The sequence below is a fragment of the Ancylobacter oerskovii genome (genome assembly GCF_018390555.1).
GTDB classification, from domain to species: domain Bacteria; phylum Pseudomonadota; class Alphaproteobacteria; order Rhizobiales; family Xanthobacteraceae; genus Ancylobacter; species Ancylobacter oerskovii.
The window spans coordinates 567083-587792 of the sequence record NZ_JAHBGB010000002.1; the positions used below are offsets into that span (position 1 = coordinate 567083).

Below are 20710 nucleotides of genomic sequence, written 5' to 3' on the forward strand. Positions count from 1 at the left end.
GTCGCTCCTGTCAGGATACGGGTTCTGAAGAGGTGGGCGCGAGCGTCTCGGCGGCCGGCACCGCGAACTGGCTCGGCAGGATCAGCTCCTCGGCGCTGGCGCCGTAGAGCTCGGTAAGGAAGGCCGCGGTGATGCGCGAGGACGGCCCGTCGAACACGACGCGGCCGGCATTCATGGCGATCACCCGGTCGAAATAGGCGGTGGCGTAGTCCACCTGGTGCAGCGAGACGACGAGGGCGATGCCATGGTCGCGGCTCATCGTCACCAGCGTGTCCATGACGCGCTTCGCCGATTTCGGATCGAGCGAGGCGATCGGCTCGTCGGCGAGCACCAGCCGGGCGCCCTGCACCAGCGCGCGGGCGATGGCGACGCGCTGCTGCTGGCCGCCGGAAAGCTCGCGCGCCTTCTTGGCGGCGTGCTGGGCGATGCCGACCTCGGCGAGGGCGGCGAGCGCGGTGCGCTTCTCGTCGTCGTTGAACAGGCCGAACGTGCCGCGCAGCCGTCCCATGCGGCCGAGCGCGCCGACCAGCACGTTGGTCATCACCGAGAGGCGGCCCACCAGGGCGAATTGCTGGAAGACGAGGCCGATCTGCCGGCGGGCGCGGCGCACCTCGGAGGAAAGCCTGCCCTTGTCCTGCACGCCGACGCCGAAGGAACGCACGCCGCCGCTGGCGGCATCGGCCAAAGCGAGGCCGGAGGCGATGCGGATCAGGGTCGACTTGCCGGAGCCGGACGCGCCGATCAGCGCCACCCGCTCGCCCGGCTCGATCCGCAGCGAGACATTGTCCACGGCCCGCATCGAGCCCCACGTCTTGCTCACGCGGTCGATTTCAAGCGCTGCCGCCATGGATGGTCCTCGTCGGCTGTCAGGGTCGACGAGGGGGTAGCGATGGCGGGTGACGTCGGGATGAACCTGACGTTACACTTCCGTGACATTCACGATGATGTGCCGTTGCGTCATCTCATTCGCCGAGCCCTGCCCGATGATCTATTTCGCCACGCTTCTGCTCACGATGGTCATCCTGCCCATCGTCTCCATCGCCTCGGAACTCGCCGGCAACGGCACGCTGATCGGCTTCTTCGCCATCGCCTCGAAATGGTTCGTGTTCTGGGCGGTGGGCGTGCGGCTTTTGCTGGCGGGCCTGATGCAGCTGATCAAGCCGGGCTACACCGCCTCCGCCATCCTCGGGGTGGACGACGTGCGCGCGCATGTGCTGGTGCAGGAGCTCGGCTGCGCCAACCTCGCCATGGGCGCGGCGGGGCTGCTGTCGCTGCTGATTTCCAGCTGGGTGTTCCCGGTGGCCTTCGTCGGCGCCGCCTTTCTCGGCCTCGCCGGGCTCAACCACATGCGCCGGCCGGAGCGGAACCTCCGCGAGAACATGGCGATGGCGAGCGACCTCGTCGCCGCCTTCATCCTGTTCGCGGCCTTCCTCATCGCGCAGTTCTGAGCGGCGTGCGTCCTTCGAGGCTCCGCTGCGCGGAGCACCTCAGGATGAGGCTACTCGCTCTTTTGGCAGGCGGATCAACATGCTGAAGTGCCGGCCGCAAAAAGTGAGAGCCTTGTTCAGGCAGACGGCTCCTCATCCTGAGGTGCGAGCGTCAGCGAGCCTCGAAGGACGCACCCGCTCCCCGCGTCGCGCTACCGCCGCCGGAACCCGACATACCCCCCATCGGCGTCGTAGAGCACGTCATAGCCGTTGAGCAGGTGGAAGCCGGTATTGACGAACACCCGCTCCGGCGACACGCGCAGATGGATCGCCTCAGGCGCCAGCGGCGAGTCCCCGCCCACCGTGAAACGGTAGAGCTCGAAGCCGTCCTGCGCCGTGCCGGCGCGGATCGCCACCTCGGTTCCCGCCGGCAACGTGCCCTCGGCGCCCGCCGCCTGCGCCGGCGGCACGGTCATGAACATCGCCGGGACGCCGGTATCGACCAGCATCGTGCCGCAGGCCGCCGGCGCGGCGCCGTTCAGCGCGAGGCAGGCCGGCGTCGCTTTCCAGTCCGCGCCGTCGTCCCGGCGGTCGAGCTTGAGCGCCCGGAAATCGCCGCGCGTATTGCCGGCGGTCAGCCCGACATGCACGCCTTCGGGCGACAGGATGTAGCCGCGCCGCCGGGGTCCTTCCCCGCCGGCCACCCGCAGCAGCGGGTTCCTGTCCGGCGTGCCCTGGCTCTGCCGGTCGGCCTCGCGGGCGAAGCCTACCCCGACCATGGCGATGTGCTCGGGCATCTGCCGGGGCGTGCAGTCGCGGGCATGATCGAGGCAGCGCAGCTCAGTCACCGCCAGCACCGGCATCGGCTCGGTGGTGACGGAGGCTCCCTCCTTGCCGGACAGCGTCACCGGCACCACCACCCATTGGCCGATCATCTGCCGGCCGGAGGAGGTGTAGGTCAGCTGCCCCGGCCCCTGGCTCGGCAGCCGGTCGAAACCGGGAAGATAGGCCGCGGCCACCACGATGCCGGTGGAGCCGGAATCGAGATCGGCCGACAGCCGCCGCTCGCTGCCGGGGAAGGACAGCCCGATGCGCGGCACCCGGTCGATGCCGCCGCCCGGCTCGGCGTCGAGATAGCGCAGGAACCGGCCTTCGCGGAACGGCGCATAGTCCGGCAGTCCGGCCGCCCAAGCGACCGTCGTCGCCCCCGGCATCGCTGCCGGTATCGATAGCGCCAGCGTCGCGGCCAACGCCCGCAGCACCACCGTCGCGCTTGCGCGCATGCCAGGCTCCTCACATGTTGGGATAGTTCGGCCCGCCGCCGCCTTCCGGCGTCACCCAGGTGATGTTGCGATTGGGATCCTTGATGTCGCAGGTCTTGCAGTGCACGCAGTTCTGCGCGTTGATCACGAAGACCTCCTCGCCGTCCTTCTCCACCCACTCATAGACCCCGGCCGGGCAGTAGCGGTTGGACGGGCCGGCATAGACATCATGCTCGGAGCGCTTCTGCAGCGCCATGTCCTTCACCTTGAGGTGCACCGGCTGGTCCTCCTCGTGGTTGGTGTTGGACAGGAACACCGAGGACAGCCGGTCGAAGGAGACCACGCCGTCCGGCTTGGGATAGGCGATCTTCCGCGAATCCTTCGCCGGCTTCAGCGTGTCCGAGTCCGGCTTGCCGTGCCTGAGCGTGCCGAAGGGCGACCACTTCAGCAGCGTGTTCGCCCACATGTCGAGCCCGCCCAGCGCGATGCCGACATAGGTGCCGAATTTCGACCACAGCGGCTTGACGTTGCGCACCTTCCACAGATCGGCGCCGATTTCCCCCGCCCGCCAGCCGGTCTCGTAGCCTTCCAGCTCGTCCTGCGCCCGCCCCTGCGCCAGCGCGGCGGCGGCCTCCTCGGCGGCGAGCATGCCGGAGAGCACGGCATTGTGGCTGCCCTTGATGCGCGGCACGTTGACGAAGCCGGCGGCGCAGCCGATCAGCGCCCCGCCGGGGAACACGGTGCGCGGCACCGACTGGTAGCCGCCCTCGGTGATCGCCCGCGCGCCATAGGAGAGCCGTTTGCCGCCCTCCAGCTGCTCGCGGATCAGCGGATGCGTCTTGAAGCGCTGGAACTCCTCGAAGGGCGAGAGATACGGGTTCGAATAGTTCAGGTGGACCACGAAGCCCACCACCGCCTGCCCGTCCTCCAGGTGATAGAGGAAGGAGCCGCCGCCGGTGTCGGAGGAGAGCGGCCAGCCGAAGGAGTGCTGCACCAGCCCCGGCTTGTGCCTCGCGGGGTCGAGCTGCCACAGCTCCTTGATGCCGAGGCCGAATTTCGGCGGCTCGCGGCCCTCGTCGAGCTTGTAGCGGGCGATCAGCTGCTTGCTCAGCGATCCGCGCGCGCCCTCGGCGAACAGCGTGTACTTGCCGCGCAGTTCCATGCCGCGGGCGAAATTCGGGCCGGGCTCGCCGTCGCGGCCGATGCCCATGTCGCCGGTGGCGACGCCGGTGACGGCGCCGTTCCCGTCGAACAGCAGTTCGGCGGCGGCGAAGCCGGGATAGATCTCGACGCCCAGCGCCTCGGCCTTGCCGGCCAGCCAGCGGCAGACATTGCCGAGCGAGCCGACATAATTGCCGTGATTGTTCATCAAGGGCGGCATCACCGCATTGGGCAGCCGCAACGAGCCGGCCGGCCCGAGCAGGTAGAAGCGGTCTTCCGTGACCGCCGTCTTCAGCGGCGCGTCGGCGTCCTCGCGCCAATCGGGGAACAGCCGGTCGAGGCCGATCGGATCGATCACCGCACCGGACAGGATATGCGCGCCGACTTCCGAGCCCTTCTCCACCACCACCACGGAGAGGTTCTCGTCGAGCTGCTTCAGCCGGATCGCCGCCGCGAGGCCCGCCGGCCCGGCGCCGACCACCACCACGTCGTAATCCATGCCCTCGCGTTCGGGCAGTTCGGCCGCGTCCATGTCACTCTCCGGCACGTAATCTGTTGTCTGGACTTCTTCCACGCTTGCGCCGGCCTGACAATCACCGCCGCGACGCGATAGAATGCGATATGGACCTTTCCCAAGATCCGCGTGAGATCGATCCGCGCGACGCCCTTGCCGATCTGCTGACCTTCTATGCGGAAGCCGGGGTCGATGCCGCCATCGGCGACGCCCCCGTCGACCGATTCGCCGAGAGCGCCGCCGAGCGCAGCGCCGTCCGCGCCGCGGTTCGCCCGGCGCCGGCTTCCGCACCCGACCGCCCCGTGGCGTCGGCACGCGACGCAGCGCGTCCGGCGGCGCGCCCGGCGGTTCTGCCTCCTCCCGGCACCCTCGCGCCGCCGCCGCCGGATCAGGCCGCCGCCGATGCCCGCGAGGCCGCCGCCTCGGCACCGGATCTGGAGGCGCTGCGCGCGTTGCTGGAGCGCTTCGACGGCTGCCCGCTGAAAGTCACCGCCACCCGCCTCGTCTTCGCCGACGGCAACCCGCAGGCCAAGCTGATGCTGGTCGGCGAGGCGCCGGGCCGCGACGAGGACATCGAGGGCAAGCCCTTCGTCGGCCGTTCCGGCAAGCTGCTCGACCGCATGCTCGCCGCCATCGGCATCGACCGGACCAAGGCCTATATCGCCAATGTCGTGCCCTGGCGCCCGCCGGGCAACCGCACGCCGACGCCGCAGGAAACCGCCATCTGCCTGCCCTTCATCCGCCGGCAGATCGAGCTCGCCGACCCGGACATCCTCGTCTGCCTCGGCGGTCCTTCGGCACAGACGCTGCTCGGCATCAAGGACGGCATCACCAAGGCGCGCGGCCGCTGGATGGACTACGACACCGGCACGCGGCGCATACAGGCGCTCGCCACCTTCCACCCGGCCTATCTGCTGCGTACGCCGCTCGGCAAGCGCATGGTCTGGCGCGACATGCTGGCCATAGAGCGCAAGCTCGCCGAGACAAGGCCGGAAGCCGGCTGAGGGAGCTGTCAGGGTCTTTCCGGCCGTCGCGGCCCCGTACGTCTCATCCCGCAACCTGGCCAACAAGGGGAAGCCCCCTCCTCCCGTCAGGGGGAGAAAGGGGCGATGTGTCCTCACGCCCGGCAGGCGTACCTCGAAACCGACCGGGGACAGCGCCCCGCGCCCCCCGTCGCCGAATCTCCTGTCGCCCAATCTTCCGTCGCCCAGGCATCGCAGGCACCCGACCGATGGTGAGAGGCACGGTACAGCCCCCTCTCCCCGTCGGGGAGAGGGTTGGGTGAGGGGTCTTCAACGCTCCTTATCGCGCGCCCTCTCACCGACCCTCCTGCGGGCCACCTCCGCCGAAGCCGGATGCTTCGGCTTCAGCGTAACCGGCATCGAATCCGGCAGCAGCCGGAGGCCGGCGGGAGAGGATTTCATCCGCCGGACCTTCAGGACGATGGCCCACGGAAGCCGGATCGTGCCCCCGACCAAAGTCGGCGCGCGGCATCGCAATACGCGGCGGCTTGACCCGCGTCATCGCCGGGTCGGCAAACTATAGTTCAGACCTGTTCCATTCTGCACGGTCACCGCGTAGAGTTTCCCTTGCGGTGCCTGTCGCCGCATCGGACAGGGGCATGCCGATGGAATTCGATCCCGTTCTTCTGGCTCGCATTCAATTCGCCTTCACCGTCTCCTTCCACATCATCTTTCCCAGCTTCACCATCGGCCTCGCGGCCTATATCGCCACGCTGGAAGTGTTGTGGATCACCACCGGCCGCGAGCACTTCCATCGCATCGCCCGCTTCTTCACCAAGATCTTCGCCGTGTCCTTCGGCATGGGCGTGGTCTCGGGCATCGTGCTGTCCTACCAGTTCGGCACCAATTGGAGCCGCTTCTCGCATGTGGTGGGCAACGTCGTCGGGCCGCTGATCGGCTATGAGGTGCTGACCGCCTTCTTCCTGGAAGCCACCTTCCTCGGCATCATGCTGTTCGGCTGGAACCGGGTGCCGAAGGGGCTGCATGTCTTCGCCTCCATCGCGGTGGCGGTGGGCACCAGCTTCTCGGCGTTCTGGATCCTGTCCGCCAACAGCTGGATGCAGACGCCGGCCGGGCACGAGGTCATCGACGGCATCGCCTATCCGGTGGACTGGCTGGCGATCATCTTCAATCCCAGCTTCCCCTATCGCTTCATGCACATGGTGACGGCCTGCTACCTCACCACCGCGCTGGTGGTGCTGGCGATCGGCGCCCGCTACGTGTATGCGGGGAAATACCCGCAGGACGGGCGCACCATGATGCGCATGGCCATCGGGCTCATCGCCATCCTCGCCCCGATCCAGGCCTATATCGGCGACGCACACGGCCTCAACACGCTGCAGCACCAGCCGGCCAAGATCGCCGCGGTGGAGGCGAACTGGGGCGGCCATCCGCCGGGAGCCGGCGTGCCGCTGGTGCTGTTCGCGATCCCGAACGAGGAGACGGAAAGCAACGATTACGAGATCGCCATCCCGCATCTCGGCAGCCTGATCCTCACCCATAGCTGGACGGACGGCTTCGCCAGCCTCAAGGACTTCCCCCGCGAGGACCGGCCGCCGCTGCTGGTGCCGTTCTTCGCCTTCCGCATCATGGTCGGGCTCGGTGTGCTGATGATCGTGATCGGCTGGGCCGGCGCCTTCCTGCTCTGGCGGCGCCGGCTGTTCGAGACCGACTGGTATGTCTGGCCCGCGCAATTCGTCTGGCCGGTCGGCTTCGTCACCATCCTCTCCGGCTGGTTCGTCACCGAGGTCGGGCGCCAGCCCTGGATCGCCACCGGCATCTTGCGCACCGCCGATGCCGTCTCCCCGGTCGAGGGCTGGGCGGTGCTCACCACGCTGGTGCTGTTCGTCATCGTCTACGGCATCGTGTTCTCCGGCGGCCTCTACTACATCAACCGGCTGATCGTGCGCGGGCCCACCGGCTCCGCCATCGAGCCGCCGGACCAGGGCCTGCCCAGCCAGCCGATCTCCGGTGCCCGCGAGGCCGCGCGCGCCGCCATCCAGCATCCCGGGGAGTGAGCGCCATGGTCAGCCTCGGCATGGAATACTACCTGCCCGTGATCTGGGCCCTGCTGCTCGCCGTCGCCATCGCCCTTTACGTGGTGCTGGACGGCTTCGACCTCGGCATCGGCATCCTGTTCCCCTTCGCCCGCAGCGAGGTGGAAAAGGACCAGATGATGAACTCCGTCGCCCCGTTCTGGGACGGCAACGAAACCTGGCTGATCCTGGGCGGCGGCGGCCTGCTCGTCGCCTTCCCGCTCGCCTATTCCATCCTGATGCCGGCGCTGTATCTGCCGGTGATCTTCATGCTGCTCGCCCTGGTGTTCCGCGGCGTCGCCTTCGAGTTCCGCCACGTCGCCGATACCAGCCGCTTCCTGTGGAACATCGCCTTCGCCGGCGGCTCGACGCTCGCGGCCTTCTTCCAGGGCGTTCTGCTCGGCGGCTTCGTGCAGGGCATGAAGGTGGAGAACAACGCCTTCGCCGGCGGCCCGCTCGACTGGGCCACGCCCTTCGCGCTGCTGTGCGGGCTCGGCGTCACGGCCGGCTACGCGCTGATCGGGGCGGTCTGGCTGATCCTGAAGACCGACGGCGCCGCCCAGGCCCGCGCCCGCCAGCACGCCCGGCTGCTGCTGCCGGTGGTGCTCGTCTTCATGGGCCTCGTCAGCCTGTGGACGCCGCTCGCCTTCCCGCGCATCGCCGAGCGCTGGTTCTCGCTGCCCAACTTCTATTATCTCGCGCCGATCCCGGTGGTGACGCTGCTGCTGGCCGGCTTCGTCTGGCGCTGGCTGGAGCGCGGCCACGAGCACCTGCCCTTCCTCGGGGTGATCGGGCTGTTCCTGCTCGGCTATCTCGGCATCGGCGTGTCGATCTTCCCGCACCTCGTGCCGCCCACGCTCACCGTGTGGGAGACGGCGGCGGCGCCGGCGAGCCAGGTGTTCATGCTCATCGGCACGGTGTTCATGCTGCCGCTGATCCTCGGCTATGTCGCCTTCGTCTACTGGACATTCCGCGGCAAGGTGCGCGCCGGCGAAGGCTATCACTGAGCCGGCGACGCCTACTCCGCCGCTTCGGCACCGCGCGCGAGGCGCAGGCGGATCGGCGCGAAGGAGGTGCGGTGGTGGCGGCAGACGCCGAGCCGCTCCAGCGCCGCGCCATGCTCGGGCGTGCCATAGCCCATGTGCCGCTCGAAGCCGTAGCCGGGGTTGAGCCGCCCGAGCTCGCCCATCAGCCGGTCGCGCGTCACCTTGGCGACGATCGAGGCGGCGGCGATGGAGGCCACCAGCCCGTCGCCGCCGATGATCGCCCGCGCGGCGCAGCCGACCGCCGGCAGGTCGTTGCCGTCGACCAGCAGCAGCCGCGGCGCCCGCGGCAGGCCGGCGGCCGCCCGCGCGAGCGCCCACAGCGTCGCCTGGCGGATATTGGTGGCGTCGATGCGTGCCGGCGGCGCGAAGGCGACCGACACCTCCGCCGTCTCGCAGATGATCTCGTAGAGCGCCTCGCGCCGGGCGGCGGTCAGCTTCTTGGAATCGTCGAGCCCGTCCGGCACCCGTTCGGGATCGAGGATCACCGCCGCCGCCACCACCGGCCCGGCCCAGGGCCCGCGGCCCACCTCGTCGGCACCGGCGACCGGCACCTCGCCGGCCATCCAGGCGGCCTGCTCATGGGCGAAATCGGGACCGGAACGGACGATCGGGCGTGGCGGCATTTTTACGAGCGATTCGACGCGGGTGGATTGTGCCGGCCGACCATGCGTCTCTATGCTGCCGGACGCAACGCCCGCAGCGCGCCCTCGTGTCGCCACTGGCGCAGCATGTGGATAGCGGGCCGGGTCGCGGGACGCCTTCTTCCCCTTGGGAAGCAGGGTCTTCGTGACGGCCTCACGCGAGCGATGCGATGAACTGGTCGTCACACCTGCAGGAATTCGTCACCTTCTGGGTCGTCATCGATCCGCTCGGCACCCTGCCGGTGTTCCTGGCGGTCACCACCGGCCTCGAGGCGGCCGCCCGCCGCAAGGTGGCGGTGCTGTCGATCGCCATCTCCTTCGCGGTGCTGGTGTTCTTCGCCCTTGCCGGCCACTGGCTGCTCGACGCGATGGATGTCTCCATCGCCTCGTTCCAGATCGCCGGCGGCATCGTGCTGTTCCTGTTCGCGCTCAGCATGATCCATGGCGGCCACGCCAACAGCGCGCATCCCGAGATCGATGCCAATCCGATGGACATCGCCATCTACCCGCTGGCGATCCCGTCCATCGCCAGTCCCGGCGCCATGCTGGCGGCGGTGGTGCTGTCCGACGATTCACGCCACGATCTGGCGGACCGCATGCTCACCCTCGTCACCATGAGCGTGGTGCTGCTGCTGTCCCTCGCCATCCTGCTCTGCGCCGGCTTCCTGGCGCGGGTGATCGGCCGGGGCGGCGGCTCCATCATTTCGCGGGTGATGGGCATGATCCTGGCGGCGATGGCGATCGACCTCATCCTCAGCGCCGCCGCCAACTGGCTGCATCTGCCGCCGATCTGACCTCTCGCCGCCCTGCCCCCTCGCAGATCTCGCCCGCCGCCGCTCAGGTCTCCACCGGCGGCGGCGCGCCGAGATGCTTGGCGAGGAAGGCGCCGGTGCGGCTCCAGGCCAGCGCGGCGGCCTGCGGGTCGTAGCGGGTCGGGCCGGTGTCGTTGTTGAAGGCGTGGTTGGCGCCCTCATAGACATAGATCGTGTAGTCCTTGCCCGCCTTCTTGAGCGCGTCCTCATAGGCGGGGATGCCCTCGTTGATGCGGGCGTCGAGGCCGGCATATTGCAGCAGCAGCGCCGCCTTGATGTCCGGCACCTTGTCCAGCGGCGGCTGCGCTCCGTAATAGGCGACGCCGGCCTTCAGCTCCGGGCTCGCCTCGGCGAGCAGGTTGACCATGCCGCCGCCCCAGCAGAAGCCGACCGCGCCCACCGATCCGGTCGAGGCTTCGTGGCGGGCGAGGAAAGCCACCGCGTCGACGGCGCGCGCCAGCGTGGCCGGGCGGTCGAGCGCGGCGATCATCTCGCGTGCCTTGTCCTCGTCGGCCGGGGTGCCGCCATCGACGGAGAGCAGGTCGACGCCGAAGGCGAGATAGCCTTCGAGCGCGAGCCGGCGGGTAATGTCCTTGATATGCGGGTTGAGGCCGCGATTCTCGTGGATCACCAGCACCGCCGGCCGCTTGGTGTCAACGCGCTTGGCCCGTACCAGCAGGCCGCTGACATTCTTGCCGCCGGACAGATAGCTCGCGGTCGAAATGTCGAGCCGCGGATCGTCCTCGGCCACCACGGCGGCGCGGGCATAGTCGTTGGAGAGCAGCGGCAGCAGGGCGCTCGCCGCCGCGACCGAGCCGGCAAGCGCGGCGAGCCGCTCCATGAAATCCCGCCGGCCGATCTGGCCATGGGTGAAGCGGTCATAGAGGTCGATGATGCGCTGGTCCATTGGCGTTCCTCCCGGGAAGCCCGCAGGGTGGACCGGTTTCGAGGGCCGTGCACATCAGAAATCGGGGAGGTGGAATTTGCCTGTCCGGGCGGGCTCACCGCGCAGATACCGGGACGAGGCGAGGCGAAGGCGCTCATTCCCGCTCCCGGACGAGCCTCCTTCGAGGCTCGCTTACGCTCGCACCTCAGGATGAGGTGGTATTGGCCGGGAACGGCAGATCGACGCACGTCGTGTACGACGGAGGATGTAGCCGGCCTCCACCCATTCCAGCCCATACCACCTCATCCTGAGGCGCGAGCGTAAGCGAGCCTCGAAGGATGCTCATCGTGCGCGCCCCTCCCGCGCAAACGGAAAGGGCGCGGCTCTCGCCGCGCCCTTTCTTTCGATCAACGGCCGGCAGACGCCGGAAATCCATGCCGCCACCGAGCCGGGCTTGCCCGGCTTCGGCACGTAAGACCGCGTGGGCGGTTTGGATTTCGTCAGAAATCCATGCCGCCCATGCCGCCGCCCGGCATGGCCGGGGCGGCCGCGGCCGGCTTCGGCAGGTCGGCGACCATCGCCTCGGTGGTGATCAGCAGGCCGGCCACCGACGCGGCGTCCTGCAGCGCGGTGCGCACCACCTTGGCCGGATCGACGATGCCGGCCTCGATCATGTCGACGAACTGCTCGGTCTGGGCGTTGAAGCCGAAGTTCTGGTCCTTCGATTCCTGCACCTTGCCGACCACGATGGAGCCTTCCACGCCGGCATTCTCGGCGATCTGGCGGATCGGGGCCTCGAGCGACTTCACCACGATCTTGATGCCGGCCTGGATGTCGGCATTGTCGGAGGTCAGCTTCTCGATCGCCTTCTTGGCGCGCAGCAGCGCGATGCCGCCGCCGGGCACGATGCCTTCCTGCACCGCGGCGCGGGTGGCGTTCAGCGCGTCGTCGATGCGGTCCTTCTTTTCCTTCACCTCGATCTCGGTGGCGCCGCCGACGCGGATCACCGCGACGCCGCCCGCGAGCTTGGCGAGGCGCTCCTGCAGCTTCTCACGGTCGTAGTCCGAGGTGGTCTCCTCGATCTGCGCCTTGATCTGCGCCACGCGGCCCTCGATGTCCTTCTTCTTGCCGGCGCCGTCGACGACGGTGGTCTTCTCCTTCTCGATCAGCACCTTCTTGGCGCGGCCGAGCATGTTGAGCGCGACGCTCTCCAGCTTGATGCCGAGCTCTTCGGAGATGACCTGGCCGGCGGTGAGGATGGCGATGTCCTCGAGCATGGCCTTGCGGCGGTCGCCGAAGCCCGGCGCCTTCACGGCCGCGACCTTCAGGCCGCCGCGCAGCTTGTTGACGACGAGGGTCGCCAGGGCTTCACCCTCGACGTCCTCGGCGATGATCAGCAGCGGCTTGCCGGACTGCACCACCGCTTCCAGCACCGGCAGCAGCGGCTGCAGCGTGGAGAGCTTCTTCTCGTGGATGAGGATGTAGGGATCCTCGAGATCGACGACCATCTTCTCGGCATTGGTGACGAAATAGGGCGAGAGATAGCCGCGGTCGAACTGCATGCCCTCGACGACGTCGAGCTCGGTCTCGGCGGTCTTGGCTTCCTCGACGGTGATGACACCCTCGTTGCCGACCTTCTGCATCGCGCCGGCGATCATCTCGCCGATCGCGGTGTCGCCATTGGCGGAGATGGTGCCGACCTGGGCGACTTCGCCGGAAGACTTCACCTTCTTGGCGCGCTTCTCGATGTCCTTGATCGCCTCGGCGGCGGCGAGGTCGATGCCGCGCTTCAGGTCCATCGGGTTCATGCCGGCGGCAACCGCCTTGGCGCCTTCACGGACGATCGCCTGGGCGAGCACGGTGGCGGTGGTGGTGCCGTCGCCGGCGAGGTCGTTGGTCTTCGAGGCCACTTCGCGCACCATCTGGGCGCCCATGTTCTCGAACTTGTCCTCGAGCTCGATCTCCTTGGCGACGGTGACGCCGTCCTTGGTGATGCGCGGGGCGCCGAAGCTCTTGTCGATCACGACGTTGCGGCCCTTGGGACCCAGCGTCACCTTCACGGCGTTGGCGAGGATGTCGACGCCGCGCAGCATCTTGTCGCGGGCTTCGACGGAGAATTTCACGTCCTTGGCAGCCATGGGGCTCACTCCTGAATAGATGTCGGGGCCGGCCTTCCCCGCGCCTCAGCGGGCGCGGGCCGGGCCGGTCGGGGCGTGGGCGGCCGGTATCAGCCGACGATGCCCATGACGTCGGATTCCTTCATGATGAGGTAGTCGACGCCGTCGAGCTTCACCTCGGTGCCGGACCACTTGCCGAACAGCACCTTGTCGCCGGCCTTCACGTCGAGGGGAACGAGCTTGCCGCTCTCGTCGCGGGCGCCGGGGCCCACCGAGACGACCTCGCCCTGGGAGGGCTTTTCCTTGGCGCTGTCGGGGATGATGATCCCGCCGGCGGTCTTCTCTTCAGCGTCGATGCGCTTCACCACGATGCGGTCGTGCAGGGGACGGAACTTGAGCTTGGCCATCGGTGATCCTCGGCTATTTCTCTCTGGCGCCGGCATGCGCCGGCATGGCACCCGCGGGGGCAGACCGGCTGGCACTCAGCGCAAGCGAGTGCCAAAGCCGCTGCCGAGATAGGCAGGCCCCGAGGCAGAGTCAAGGCGAGGGCGAGGGCGGCCGGCGAATTCCCGCCGGGAGGCGGACCCGAAACGCAAAAGCCCGGCCGCGCGAGGCGGGCCGGGCTTTCGGAAGCCGTAACGGCAGCAAGGCGTCAGGACGCCTTCTTGATGGTCTTCTCGACCGAGGCCTTGATCGGCTCGGCGGTCTCGTTGGCGACCTTCTGGGCCAGCACGGAGAGGTCCTTGGCCTGAGCCGAGAGCACGTCGAACTGCTTGCGCAGGTGGCCGGTGGAGAGCTCCACCGCCTCGGACAGGCTCTTGGTGCCGAGCAGGGCGCCGAAATAGTCGAAGGTGGCGTTCACATTGGTGCGCAGGGCCTCGAGCGCCAGCGTGTTGTATTCGGCGACGCCCTTGGAAGCGGTCGAATAGGTGTCCTCGAGGAGGTCGGTGGTCTCCTCCGCGTGCGACTTCAGCTTCTCATAGGTCTCGCGGGCGTTCTGCACGCTCTTCTCCGCCAGCTCGCGCACGACGGCGGGCACTTCGAGGTTCGGCACGTCGAGCTTCGGCAGCGACGCCGCAAACGCCGCGCTGGCGGCCTTCGCGGTCTTCTTCGGGGTGGAGGTCGGGGTCTCAGCGGCCTCGGTCATGGGTTTGTCCTCGCGTTCACGGGTGCTCAATGAAGTTGCCCGTCCCGGCCCTCGGCACGGAGTGGGCGCGGCGCTCGGAAAACGCGAGCGGGGATGTTCTTCCCGCCCTTTCCGACTTCGCATCGTTTATTTGTGCAATGCAATATCATATTGCAATGCACAATCAACCCGCTTCTGCGAATTTTTTCGTCGCGAAGGCCGAAAAATGATCAGAACCGGTACCGAGGAACCCGTGAGGCAGCCTCAGCTGGCCGAATCCGGCTTCTCCGGGGTCGCCGCAACCGGCGCGACGGCATCGGGCGGCGTCCCGGCGGCCGGCGCGGCAGCCACGGCCTGCGCCGCCGGCTTGCCCGTTGCCGGCTTGCTCGGTGCCGGCTTGGCGGATGCCGGCTTGGCCGAGCGGCGCGGTGCCGGCGCCTTGCCATCCGCCGGCTTGGCGACCTCGGCTGCCGCAAGCGTCGTCGCGGCCTTGGCAGGCGAGGTTTTGGCAGGCGAGGCCTTGGCGGCGGGCCGCGTCGCCGGTGCCCTGGCGGGTGACGCCGCCTTGGCGGCGGGCGGCGCGGCGGCAGTTCCCCCGGCAGATCGCCTTCCGGCCGCCGGCGCCTTGGCCACGGACGGGGTCGCCGGCGTCTTGGTTGCCGGCGTCTTGAGTGCTGACGCCTTGGCCGCTGACGTCTTGGCACCGGACTTCCGGCCCACAGGCGTCTCGGCGCTCGACGTCTTGGTCACGGCCGGCGCGGCGACGGCCGGCGTGGCCACCGCCGAGCGTCCTGTCGCCGCGGATCGGGCGGCGTTCGCCCGCTTGGCCGTCGCGGCCTTGCGACCGGAAGCCGGTGCGGCGGAGCTTGCGGCGACCTCGGCGGCAGGGGCGATCGCGACCGCCGGTGCCGCGGCGGCGGGGCCGGGCTTGGCCGCGGCGGGCCTCGCCGCAGCAGGCCTCGTCGCAGCAGGCTTCGCGGCAACAGGCTTGGCCGCGACCGGCTTGGCCGCGGCGGATTTCGCCGGCGGCCGGGCAGCGGGGCGAGCGGCGGCCGGCTTCGGCGTCGGCGCCACTGGCGGCCGCGCGGGCTCACCGGCGGCCTTGGCATCGCCCTGCGCCCCGGGGAAACCGGCCGCCGGGAAACCGCTCGCCGGGAAGCCGCTCTTGGAAAGGGCGCGCGCCTGTTCCCCCAGTCGCTTGGCCTGCTCGGTCACGAAGGCGGCGTTCAGCCGGTTCCATTCCTCCAGCGAGGTGGCCCGCGCCAGACGTCCGACGAATTCGAAGACCGCCGCGATGTTCGCCTCGGCGAGGTCCACCGTGGTGCGCCCGAGATCGCGGACGTTCTGATGCGCCACATCCACCTGGCGCTCGACATCGCTCAGCGCCTTGTGTGCGGCGCCGAACAGGTTGTCGATGGCGGAGCGCGCCTTGTCCACGCCCTGTTCGGCGAAGTTGCGCAGGTGGTTCGGAATGTCGAGCTTGGGATTCTGAGCCATCGACCTTCTCCCGAAAGACATGCCGAGAAAGACATGCCAAGCATGATGGCGGGCATGATACCGCAGCGCACGCCCGCGTCCACTCGCCGAGCGGCATACGACTAAAGTATCGCCCGCCCTGCGAAAGGCAACCGGAATCGGGGCGGCGTTCTGGTCGTAACCGGTTAACCGCGAAAGGCGAAGCTGCCCTCGGGGGCGCGCCTCGGCATGGCGTGGGGAGGCCCCGCGCCTTATGATCAGGGGTGACGGGGCGGCACGGCGCCGCCTCGCGGGTCCGTCGCGGCCCGGTGCGGAGCGTAGTGTTCGGGTTCATGACGACACCGACCGACGGATATGAGGCGGCAGGCGCCGGCATGAAGACGGCACAGGCGCTGCTGGCCGAGCCGCGTATCGCCGCAGCCCTGGCGGCACCGGCGCCGGCCCTGCTCATCGATACGGATGGCCGCCTGCTTGCCGGCAATCCCGCCGGCCGCGCCCTCCTCGGCCCTGCCCTGTCCGATCGCGCCTCGATGCCGCTCGCCCGCGATCTCGCCGGCCTCGCCGCCCGCAGCGCCGCGACCCGCGGCAAGGCCGGGCAGCGGCTGGAAAAGCTGCGCCTGCCGGCGCGGCTGATACCGGTCACGGTCGCCTGCACGCTCATTGCCGCCGCCGGCACGCGCGCCGTGCTGCTGATCGCGCTCGATGCCTCGGGACCGGCCCTCGCGCCCCGGCCGGCCCCCCCTGCCTCCGTTCCGGCCGACACGCCCCCTTCTCTCGCCGCCGAAGCGGCCCCGCCGGCCGAGGCCGCCGCGCCGGTGCCGGCGCCGACACCGCCGGAGCTGCGGCGCTTCACCTGGCGCACGCAGGGCGATGGCCGGCTTGCCCCGGCGGATGCCGGGCTCGCCGCCCTGCTCGGGCGCCCGGCGCAGGAGATCGCCGGCCGCAGCTGGGCCGATCTCGGCGCGCCGCAGGCCCATGAGGCGGTCATGGCCGGCAGGAGCTTCGCGCATCTGCCGGTGGACCTTCCCGGCCCCGCCGGCAGCCGGCGGATCGAACTCGGCGGCGCGCCGCTGCGCGACGGCGGCATGCGCGGCTTCGGGGTGGTGAAGGACCGCCTCGCGCTTCCCCCCGCCGTTCCGCCGGTCGTCGACGCCGCGTGGCCGGTGCCGCCCGCACATGAGCCGCCGGAAGAGCCCTTCGTGCCGACGCCGGCGGCTCCGGCCTCCCCGACGCCCACCGAAGCTGAGGACGCCGCCCCGCCGGCCGCCGGGCCGTCCCCGGGCGAGCCGGCCGGCGCGCCGGAAACGCCGCGCCCCACGCTCAGCCTGGTGCCGCCGGTGCCGAATGTCGTGCCGCTGCGCGCCGGCGAGAACGGCCGCGCCGATCCCGCCCGCGGCGACGCGGCCCGCGCCTCCTGGGAAGGCCTGTCGACCGGCGAGCGCAACGCGTTCCGCGAGATCGCCCGCGCGCTCGGCGCCCGCATCGAGGGCATGGATGTCGAGTCCGCCGACCTGCCGCCCGCCGATCTGCCGCTTGCCGACACGCCCCCCGCCGCTATCGGGCTGCCGGACGCCGAGCCGCCCTCCCCCGCCGCGATCGCCGAACCGCCGGCCGACGCGCCCGCTCCCGAGCTTCCCCCCGTCCCGGCACCGCCCGCCCCCGAGCCCCTCCTCCGCGCGGGCGGACGCGGCGAGGGCGGGCGCGGCGAGGGGCTGCGCCGCAGCTTCGCCGAACCCGAGCGGCCGGTGCTCGACCGCCTGCCGGTCGGCGTCGTCGCCTGGCGCGACGACCGGCTCCTCTACGCCAACCGTGCCCTGCTCGACTGGACCGGCTATGCCGACGCCGCGGCAATCCAGGCCGCCGGCGGCCTCGCCGCGCTGTTCGGCGGCACGGTCGCCGCCGGCGGGGAGGACGGGGCGTCGCTGTCGATCCTGTCGCGCTCCGGCGCGCCGGTCGCGGTCGAGGCGCGGCTGATGTCCGCCCCCTGGGACGGCGCCCCGGCCATGCTCTATCTGCTGCGCCGCCTCGGCGAGCCGACGGACGAGCGCCAGCGCCAGGCCGAGCTCGCCCTGCGCCAGTCCGAATCCACCGCCCGCGAGCTGCGCTCCATCCTCGACACCGCCACCGACGGCGTGGTGCTCATCGATGCCAGCGGCCTCATCCTGTCGATGAACCGCCCGGCCGAGGCGCTGTTCGGCTTCGATTCCGCCGAGGTGCAGGGCGAGAACTTCACCCTGCTCTTCGCCCCCGAGAGCCAGCGCGCCGCCGTCGACTATCTCGACGGCCTCGCCTCCAACGGCGTCGCCAGCGTGCTCAATGACGGGCGCGAGGTCATCGGCCGGGTACGCGAGGGCGGGCTGATCCCGCTGTTCATGACCGTCGGCCGCGTCGGCGAGAACTCCACGAAGTTCTGTGCCGTGCTGCGCGACATCACCCAGTGGAAGCGCGCCGAGGAAGAGCTCACCGAGGCCAAGCGGCTCGCCGAGCGCGCCAACATGGCGAAGTCCGACTTCCTCGCCAAGATCAGCCACGAGATCCGCACCCCGCTCAACGCCATCATCGGCTTTTCCGAGGTCATGATGGAGGAGCGCTTCGGGCCGATCGAGAACCAGCGCTACCGCGACTATCTGCGCGACATCCACGCTTCCGGCGGCCATCTCATCTCGCTGATCAACGACCTGCTCGACCTGTCGAAGATCGAGGCCGGCAAGCTCGACCTGTCCTTCACCAGCGTGGCGCTCAACGAAATCGTGCAGCAGGGCATGGCGATCATGCAGCCGCAGGCGAACCGCGAGCGCATCATCATCCGCTCCTCGCTCGCCGCCGATCTGCCGCCGGTGGTGGCGGATGCGCGCTCGATCCGCCAGATCATCCTCAACCTCGTCTCGAACTCGGTGAAGTTCACCCGGCCGGGCGGCCAGGTGATCCTGTCGACCGCGCTGACGGCGCAGGGCGAGGTGGTGCTCAGGGTGCGCGACACCGGCATCGGCATGTCGGAGGCCGACATCGCCATCGCCATGGAGCCGTTCCGCCAGATCGCCACCTCCGGGCAGATCGGCTCGGGCGGCACCGGGCTCGGCCTGCCGCTGACCAAGGCGCTGGCGGAAGCCAACCGCGCCTCCTTCTCCATCCGCTCGGCGGTGGATTCCGGCACGCTGGTGGAGATCACCTTCCCCTCGACCCGGGTGCTGGCGGAGTAGGGCCGCCGGCGCACGCCGCGGGCAGGCTCAGGGCGAGACTCAGGGCGTCGGCCCCAGGATCCCCGTCGCCTCCATGCGCGGGCCGAACAGCGGCCGCGCGGCGCCGGAGCGGCGGATCAGCGATTGCGGGTCGGGCAGCAGCAGCGGGTCGTCCCAGTCGCCGCGCACCACGAAGGGCAGCTCGAACGGGCTCGCCGTTCCGCTCGCATCCTTCAGCATGGCGGTGCCGGCGAGATCGAGTTCCTGCGCCAGGATCGAGGCGGTGCCGTTCATGCGCACCGCAAGGCGCGTGCTGTCGACGGCGAGGGTGGTGAGGTCGGCGATGCCGGAACTGATCGTCGCCTCCGCCGCCAGGCTGTCGAAGGGCGTGCGGCCGCCGCGCAGATTGCCGATGCCCGAAAGCGGGCGCTCGGCCAGCCGCGTCAGGATGCGCGTGGCGTCGATCCCCACCAGCGCGCCATTGGCGCCCTCCAGCCGGAAGCTGCCGTCGAGGCTGCCGACGATGCCGGCGATGTCGCGGCCGGTGCCGGTGGCGGCGAGGCGGAACGAGCCGGTCCCCTCCACCCTCTGGGTGCGGAAGATGTCGCCGAGCGCCTGGGCCAGCGCGACATCCTCGCAGGCGAGCTCGACCCGCACCTCGGTGCCCGCCGCCACCGGCGCCACCTGGGCGGAGGCGCGGAAGATGCCCTGCCAGCCCTCGGCCTCGCCGATGGCGAGCGACAGCTTGCCGCCCCTCACCACCGCGCTGGCGGCGAAGCGTTCCAGCTTGGCGCCGCCGGCACGCACCTCGCCGGCCGAGAGGCGCAGGTCGAGGTCGAAGCGCTGCAGCCGCTGCGTCTCGAGGGGATCGCGGTTCCAATGGTTGCCGTCCGGTCCGGCGAGCGCCAGCTGGCCATAGGGCGCCAGGTCGAGCGTGCCGGCGGCGAGCGTGCCCTGGATCTGCGGGCGGCCCTCGTCGAGGCGCAGATTGAAGCCGCCCTCGCTGACATTGCCGTCGAGCTCGAGCCGGACCCGGCTGAGCGCCGCCGACTTGCCGGAATAGAGCATGTCGGCCTTCAGCGCGAAGGGCCCGAAACCGCCCTCGGTCGGCGTGTCGAGGCCGAGCCAGTCCAGCGCCGCCCGCACGGAGCGCGCCGCGGCATAGACGGAGCCCTCGCCGGAAAGCCCGCTGGCGAAGCCGAAGCTGCCTTCGTAGGAGAGTTCGCCCAGCGGCCCGGAGGCGGCGGCGCGCAGCCGGGCGCTGCGCCCGCCGGCCAGCTCGCCGAGCTGCGAGAAGGCGACGTCGATCTCCATCGGCTGGTCGTGCCAGATGAACCCGCCATCGAGCTTCAGCGCGCTGCCGCCGCGCCAGTCGATGGTGGCGTTCATGCGGGCGGTGGTGGTGGTGGCGCCGTCCTCGTCGACGAGCCGCACCAGCCCGTCGAGCACCCTTATCTCGCCGGACAGCGTGCCCCCGCCGATGCGGCGCAGCAGCTCGGCGAGCATGGCGGTGTTGGAGACGCGGTCGGGAACGGTCAGCACCGGATCCGCCAGCGCGATATGGTCGGCGCGGGCGCTGCCGGTGACCAGCGGCAGCAGGTCGAGCACGATCCGCAGATGCGGCACCGTCAGGCTCGGGCCGCCCTCCTGCCCGATGCGGACGCCGCGCGCCTCCAGCGCCGGCCAGGGAAAGGCGGAAAAGCGCACGTCACCGTCGATCGCGGCATCCATGCCGGTGGCGGTGCGCATCATGCCGAGCGCCTCGGCGCGCAGCCGCGCCTGCGAGGCCAGCTTGGGAGCGAGGGCGGCGCCGACGACCACGAGCAGGAGTGGCAGCAGCAGGATCGCCAGCAGTTTTCTCATCGCGTGTCGCCACAACCCCGTCGGCATTCCGCATGCTGCGCCTGCCTCGCGTCTCGGCCCGACGAACCACCCCTCCCGTCGACCGGCCGCGAACTGGCATAAAACCAATCGCCGCCATCCTGCAACATCCTGCTTGTCTGTG

Annotated in this window: 16 protein-coding genes; 6 read left to right on the forward strand and 10 right to left on the reverse strand. The window is 70.1% G+C overall.

What is annotated here, in order from left to right; genetic code table 11:
* Positions 1–10: 10 nt before the first annotated feature.
* Positions 11–847 carry a phosphonate ABC transporter ATP-binding protein gene (phnC, locus tag KHC19_RS02950; RefSeq protein ID WP_213350514.1) on the reverse strand — a complete coding sequence of 279 codons (837 nt, stop codon included), beginning with the start codon at positions 845–847 and terminating at the stop codon, positions 11–13.
* Positions 848–983: 136 nt separating this feature from the next.
* Here phnC and KHC19_RS02955 point away from each other — a divergent pair, with 136 nt between their 5' ends.
* Positions 984–1448 (forward strand): DUF6790 family protein, encoded by a 465-nt coding sequence (locus KHC19_RS02955; RefSeq protein WP_246548118.1) that lies wholly within the window; start codon positions 984–986, stop codon positions 1446–1448.
* Positions 1449–1639: 191 nt separating this feature from the next.
* On the opposite strand, the gene KHC19_RS25745 is transcribed toward KHC19_RS02955, so the two are convergent.
* Both KHC19_RS25745 and KHC19_RS02965 read right to left on the reverse strand, forming a co-directional pair.
* On the reverse strand, positions 1640–2710 hold the full coding sequence (locus tag KHC19_RS25745; RefSeq protein ID WP_246548119.1) for a hypothetical protein: 1071 nt from the start codon (positions 2708–2710) through the stop codon (positions 1640–1642).
* Positions 2711–2720: 10 nt separating this feature from the next.
* On the reverse strand, positions 2721–4382 hold the full coding sequence (locus KHC19_RS02965) for an electron transfer flavoprotein-ubiquinone oxidoreductase (protein WP_213350515.1): 1662 nt from the start codon (positions 4380–4382) through the stop codon (positions 2721–2723).
* A gap of 89 nt (positions 4383–4471) precedes the next feature.
* Here KHC19_RS02965 and KHC19_RS02970 point away from each other — a divergent pair, with 89 nt between their 5' ends.
* From KHC19_RS02970 to cydB, 3 genes are all read left to right on the forward strand, one after another.
* Entirely contained in the window at positions 4472–5368 is an 897-nt protein-coding gene (locus tag KHC19_RS02970; protein WP_213350516.1) for a uracil-DNA glycosylase, read from the forward strand.
* Between the two features lie 623 nt (positions 5369–5991).
* The gene (locus tag KHC19_RS02975) at positions 5992–7404 is read left to right on the forward strand and encodes a cytochrome ubiquinol oxidase subunit I (protein WP_213350517.1); all 1413 of its coding nucleotides are present in this window, start codon (positions 5992–5994) and stop codon (positions 7402–7404) included.
* 5 nt (positions 7405–7409) lie between these two features.
* Positions 7410–8429 carry a cytochrome d ubiquinol oxidase subunit II gene (gene cydB, locus KHC19_RS02980; RefSeq protein WP_281418523.1) on the forward strand — a complete coding sequence of 340 codons (1020 nt, stop codon included), beginning with the start codon at positions 7410–7412 and terminating at the stop codon, positions 8427–8429.
* Between the two features lie 11 nt (positions 8430–8440).
* On the opposite strand, the gene KHC19_RS02985 is transcribed toward cydB, so the two are convergent.
* Positions 8441–9091, reverse strand: coding sequence for a ribonuclease HII (locus tag KHC19_RS02985; RefSeq protein WP_213350518.1), 651 nt, complete (start codon positions 9089–9091; stop codon positions 8441–8443).
* 188 nt (positions 9092–9279) lie between these two features.
* Between KHC19_RS02985 and KHC19_RS02990 the strand changes: the two genes are divergently transcribed.
* A complete protein-coding gene (locus KHC19_RS02990; RefSeq protein ID WP_213350519.1) occupies positions 9280–9903 on the forward strand; it encodes a MarC family protein in 624 nt (207 codons plus the stop codon).
* 43 nt (positions 9904–9946) lie between these two features.
* Here KHC19_RS02990 and KHC19_RS02995 read toward each other — a convergent pair whose 3' ends face one another.
* The 5 genes from KHC19_RS02995 to KHC19_RS26145 all read right to left on the reverse strand — a co-directional run bounded on the left by KHC19_RS02995 (position 9947) and on the right by KHC19_RS26145 (position 15568).
* On the reverse strand, positions 9947–10828 hold the full coding sequence (locus tag KHC19_RS02995) for a dienelactone hydrolase family protein (protein WP_213350520.1): 882 nt from the start codon (positions 10826–10828) through the stop codon (positions 9947–9949).
* 479 nt (positions 10829–11307) lie between these two features.
* Positions 11308–12945 carry a chaperonin GroEL gene (gene groL, locus KHC19_RS03000; RefSeq protein ID WP_213350521.1) on the reverse strand — a complete coding sequence of 546 codons (1638 nt, stop codon included), beginning with the start codon at positions 12943–12945 and terminating at the stop codon, positions 11308–11310.
* An 89-nt stretch (positions 12946–13034) separates the two neighbouring features.
* Positions 13035–13331 (reverse strand): co-chaperone GroES, encoded by a 297-nt coding sequence (groES, locus tag KHC19_RS03005; RefSeq protein ID WP_213350522.1) that lies wholly within the window; start codon positions 13329–13331, stop codon positions 13035–13037.
* A gap of 245 nt (positions 13332–13576) precedes the next feature.
* Positions 13577–14071, reverse strand: a complete 495-nt coding sequence (locus KHC19_RS03010; protein WP_213350523.1) for a phasin — start codon at positions 14069–14071, stop codon at positions 13577–13579.
* Positions 14072–14314: 243 nt separating this feature from the next.
* The gene (locus KHC19_RS26145) at positions 14315–15568 is read right to left on the reverse strand and encodes a phasin family protein (RefSeq protein ID WP_281418524.1); all 1254 of its coding nucleotides are present in this window, start codon (positions 15566–15568) and stop codon (positions 14315–14317) included.
* 290 nt (positions 15569–15858) lie between these two features.
* Between KHC19_RS26145 and KHC19_RS03020 the strand changes: the two genes are divergently transcribed.
* Complete coding sequence (locus tag KHC19_RS03020; RefSeq protein ID WP_213350524.1) at positions 15859–18726, forward strand: ATP-binding protein; 2868 nt, start codon at positions 15859–15861, stop codon at positions 18724–18726.
* Between the two features lie 39 nt (positions 18727–18765).
* Here the strand turns inward: KHC19_RS03020 and KHC19_RS03025 are convergent, their stop codons facing one another.
* Positions 18766–20568: an AsmA family protein gene (locus KHC19_RS03025; RefSeq protein WP_213350525.1), complete on the reverse strand. Its 1803-nt coding sequence runs from the start codon at positions 20566–20568 to the stop codon at positions 18766–18768.
* Positions 20569–20710 lie beyond the last annotated feature (142 nt).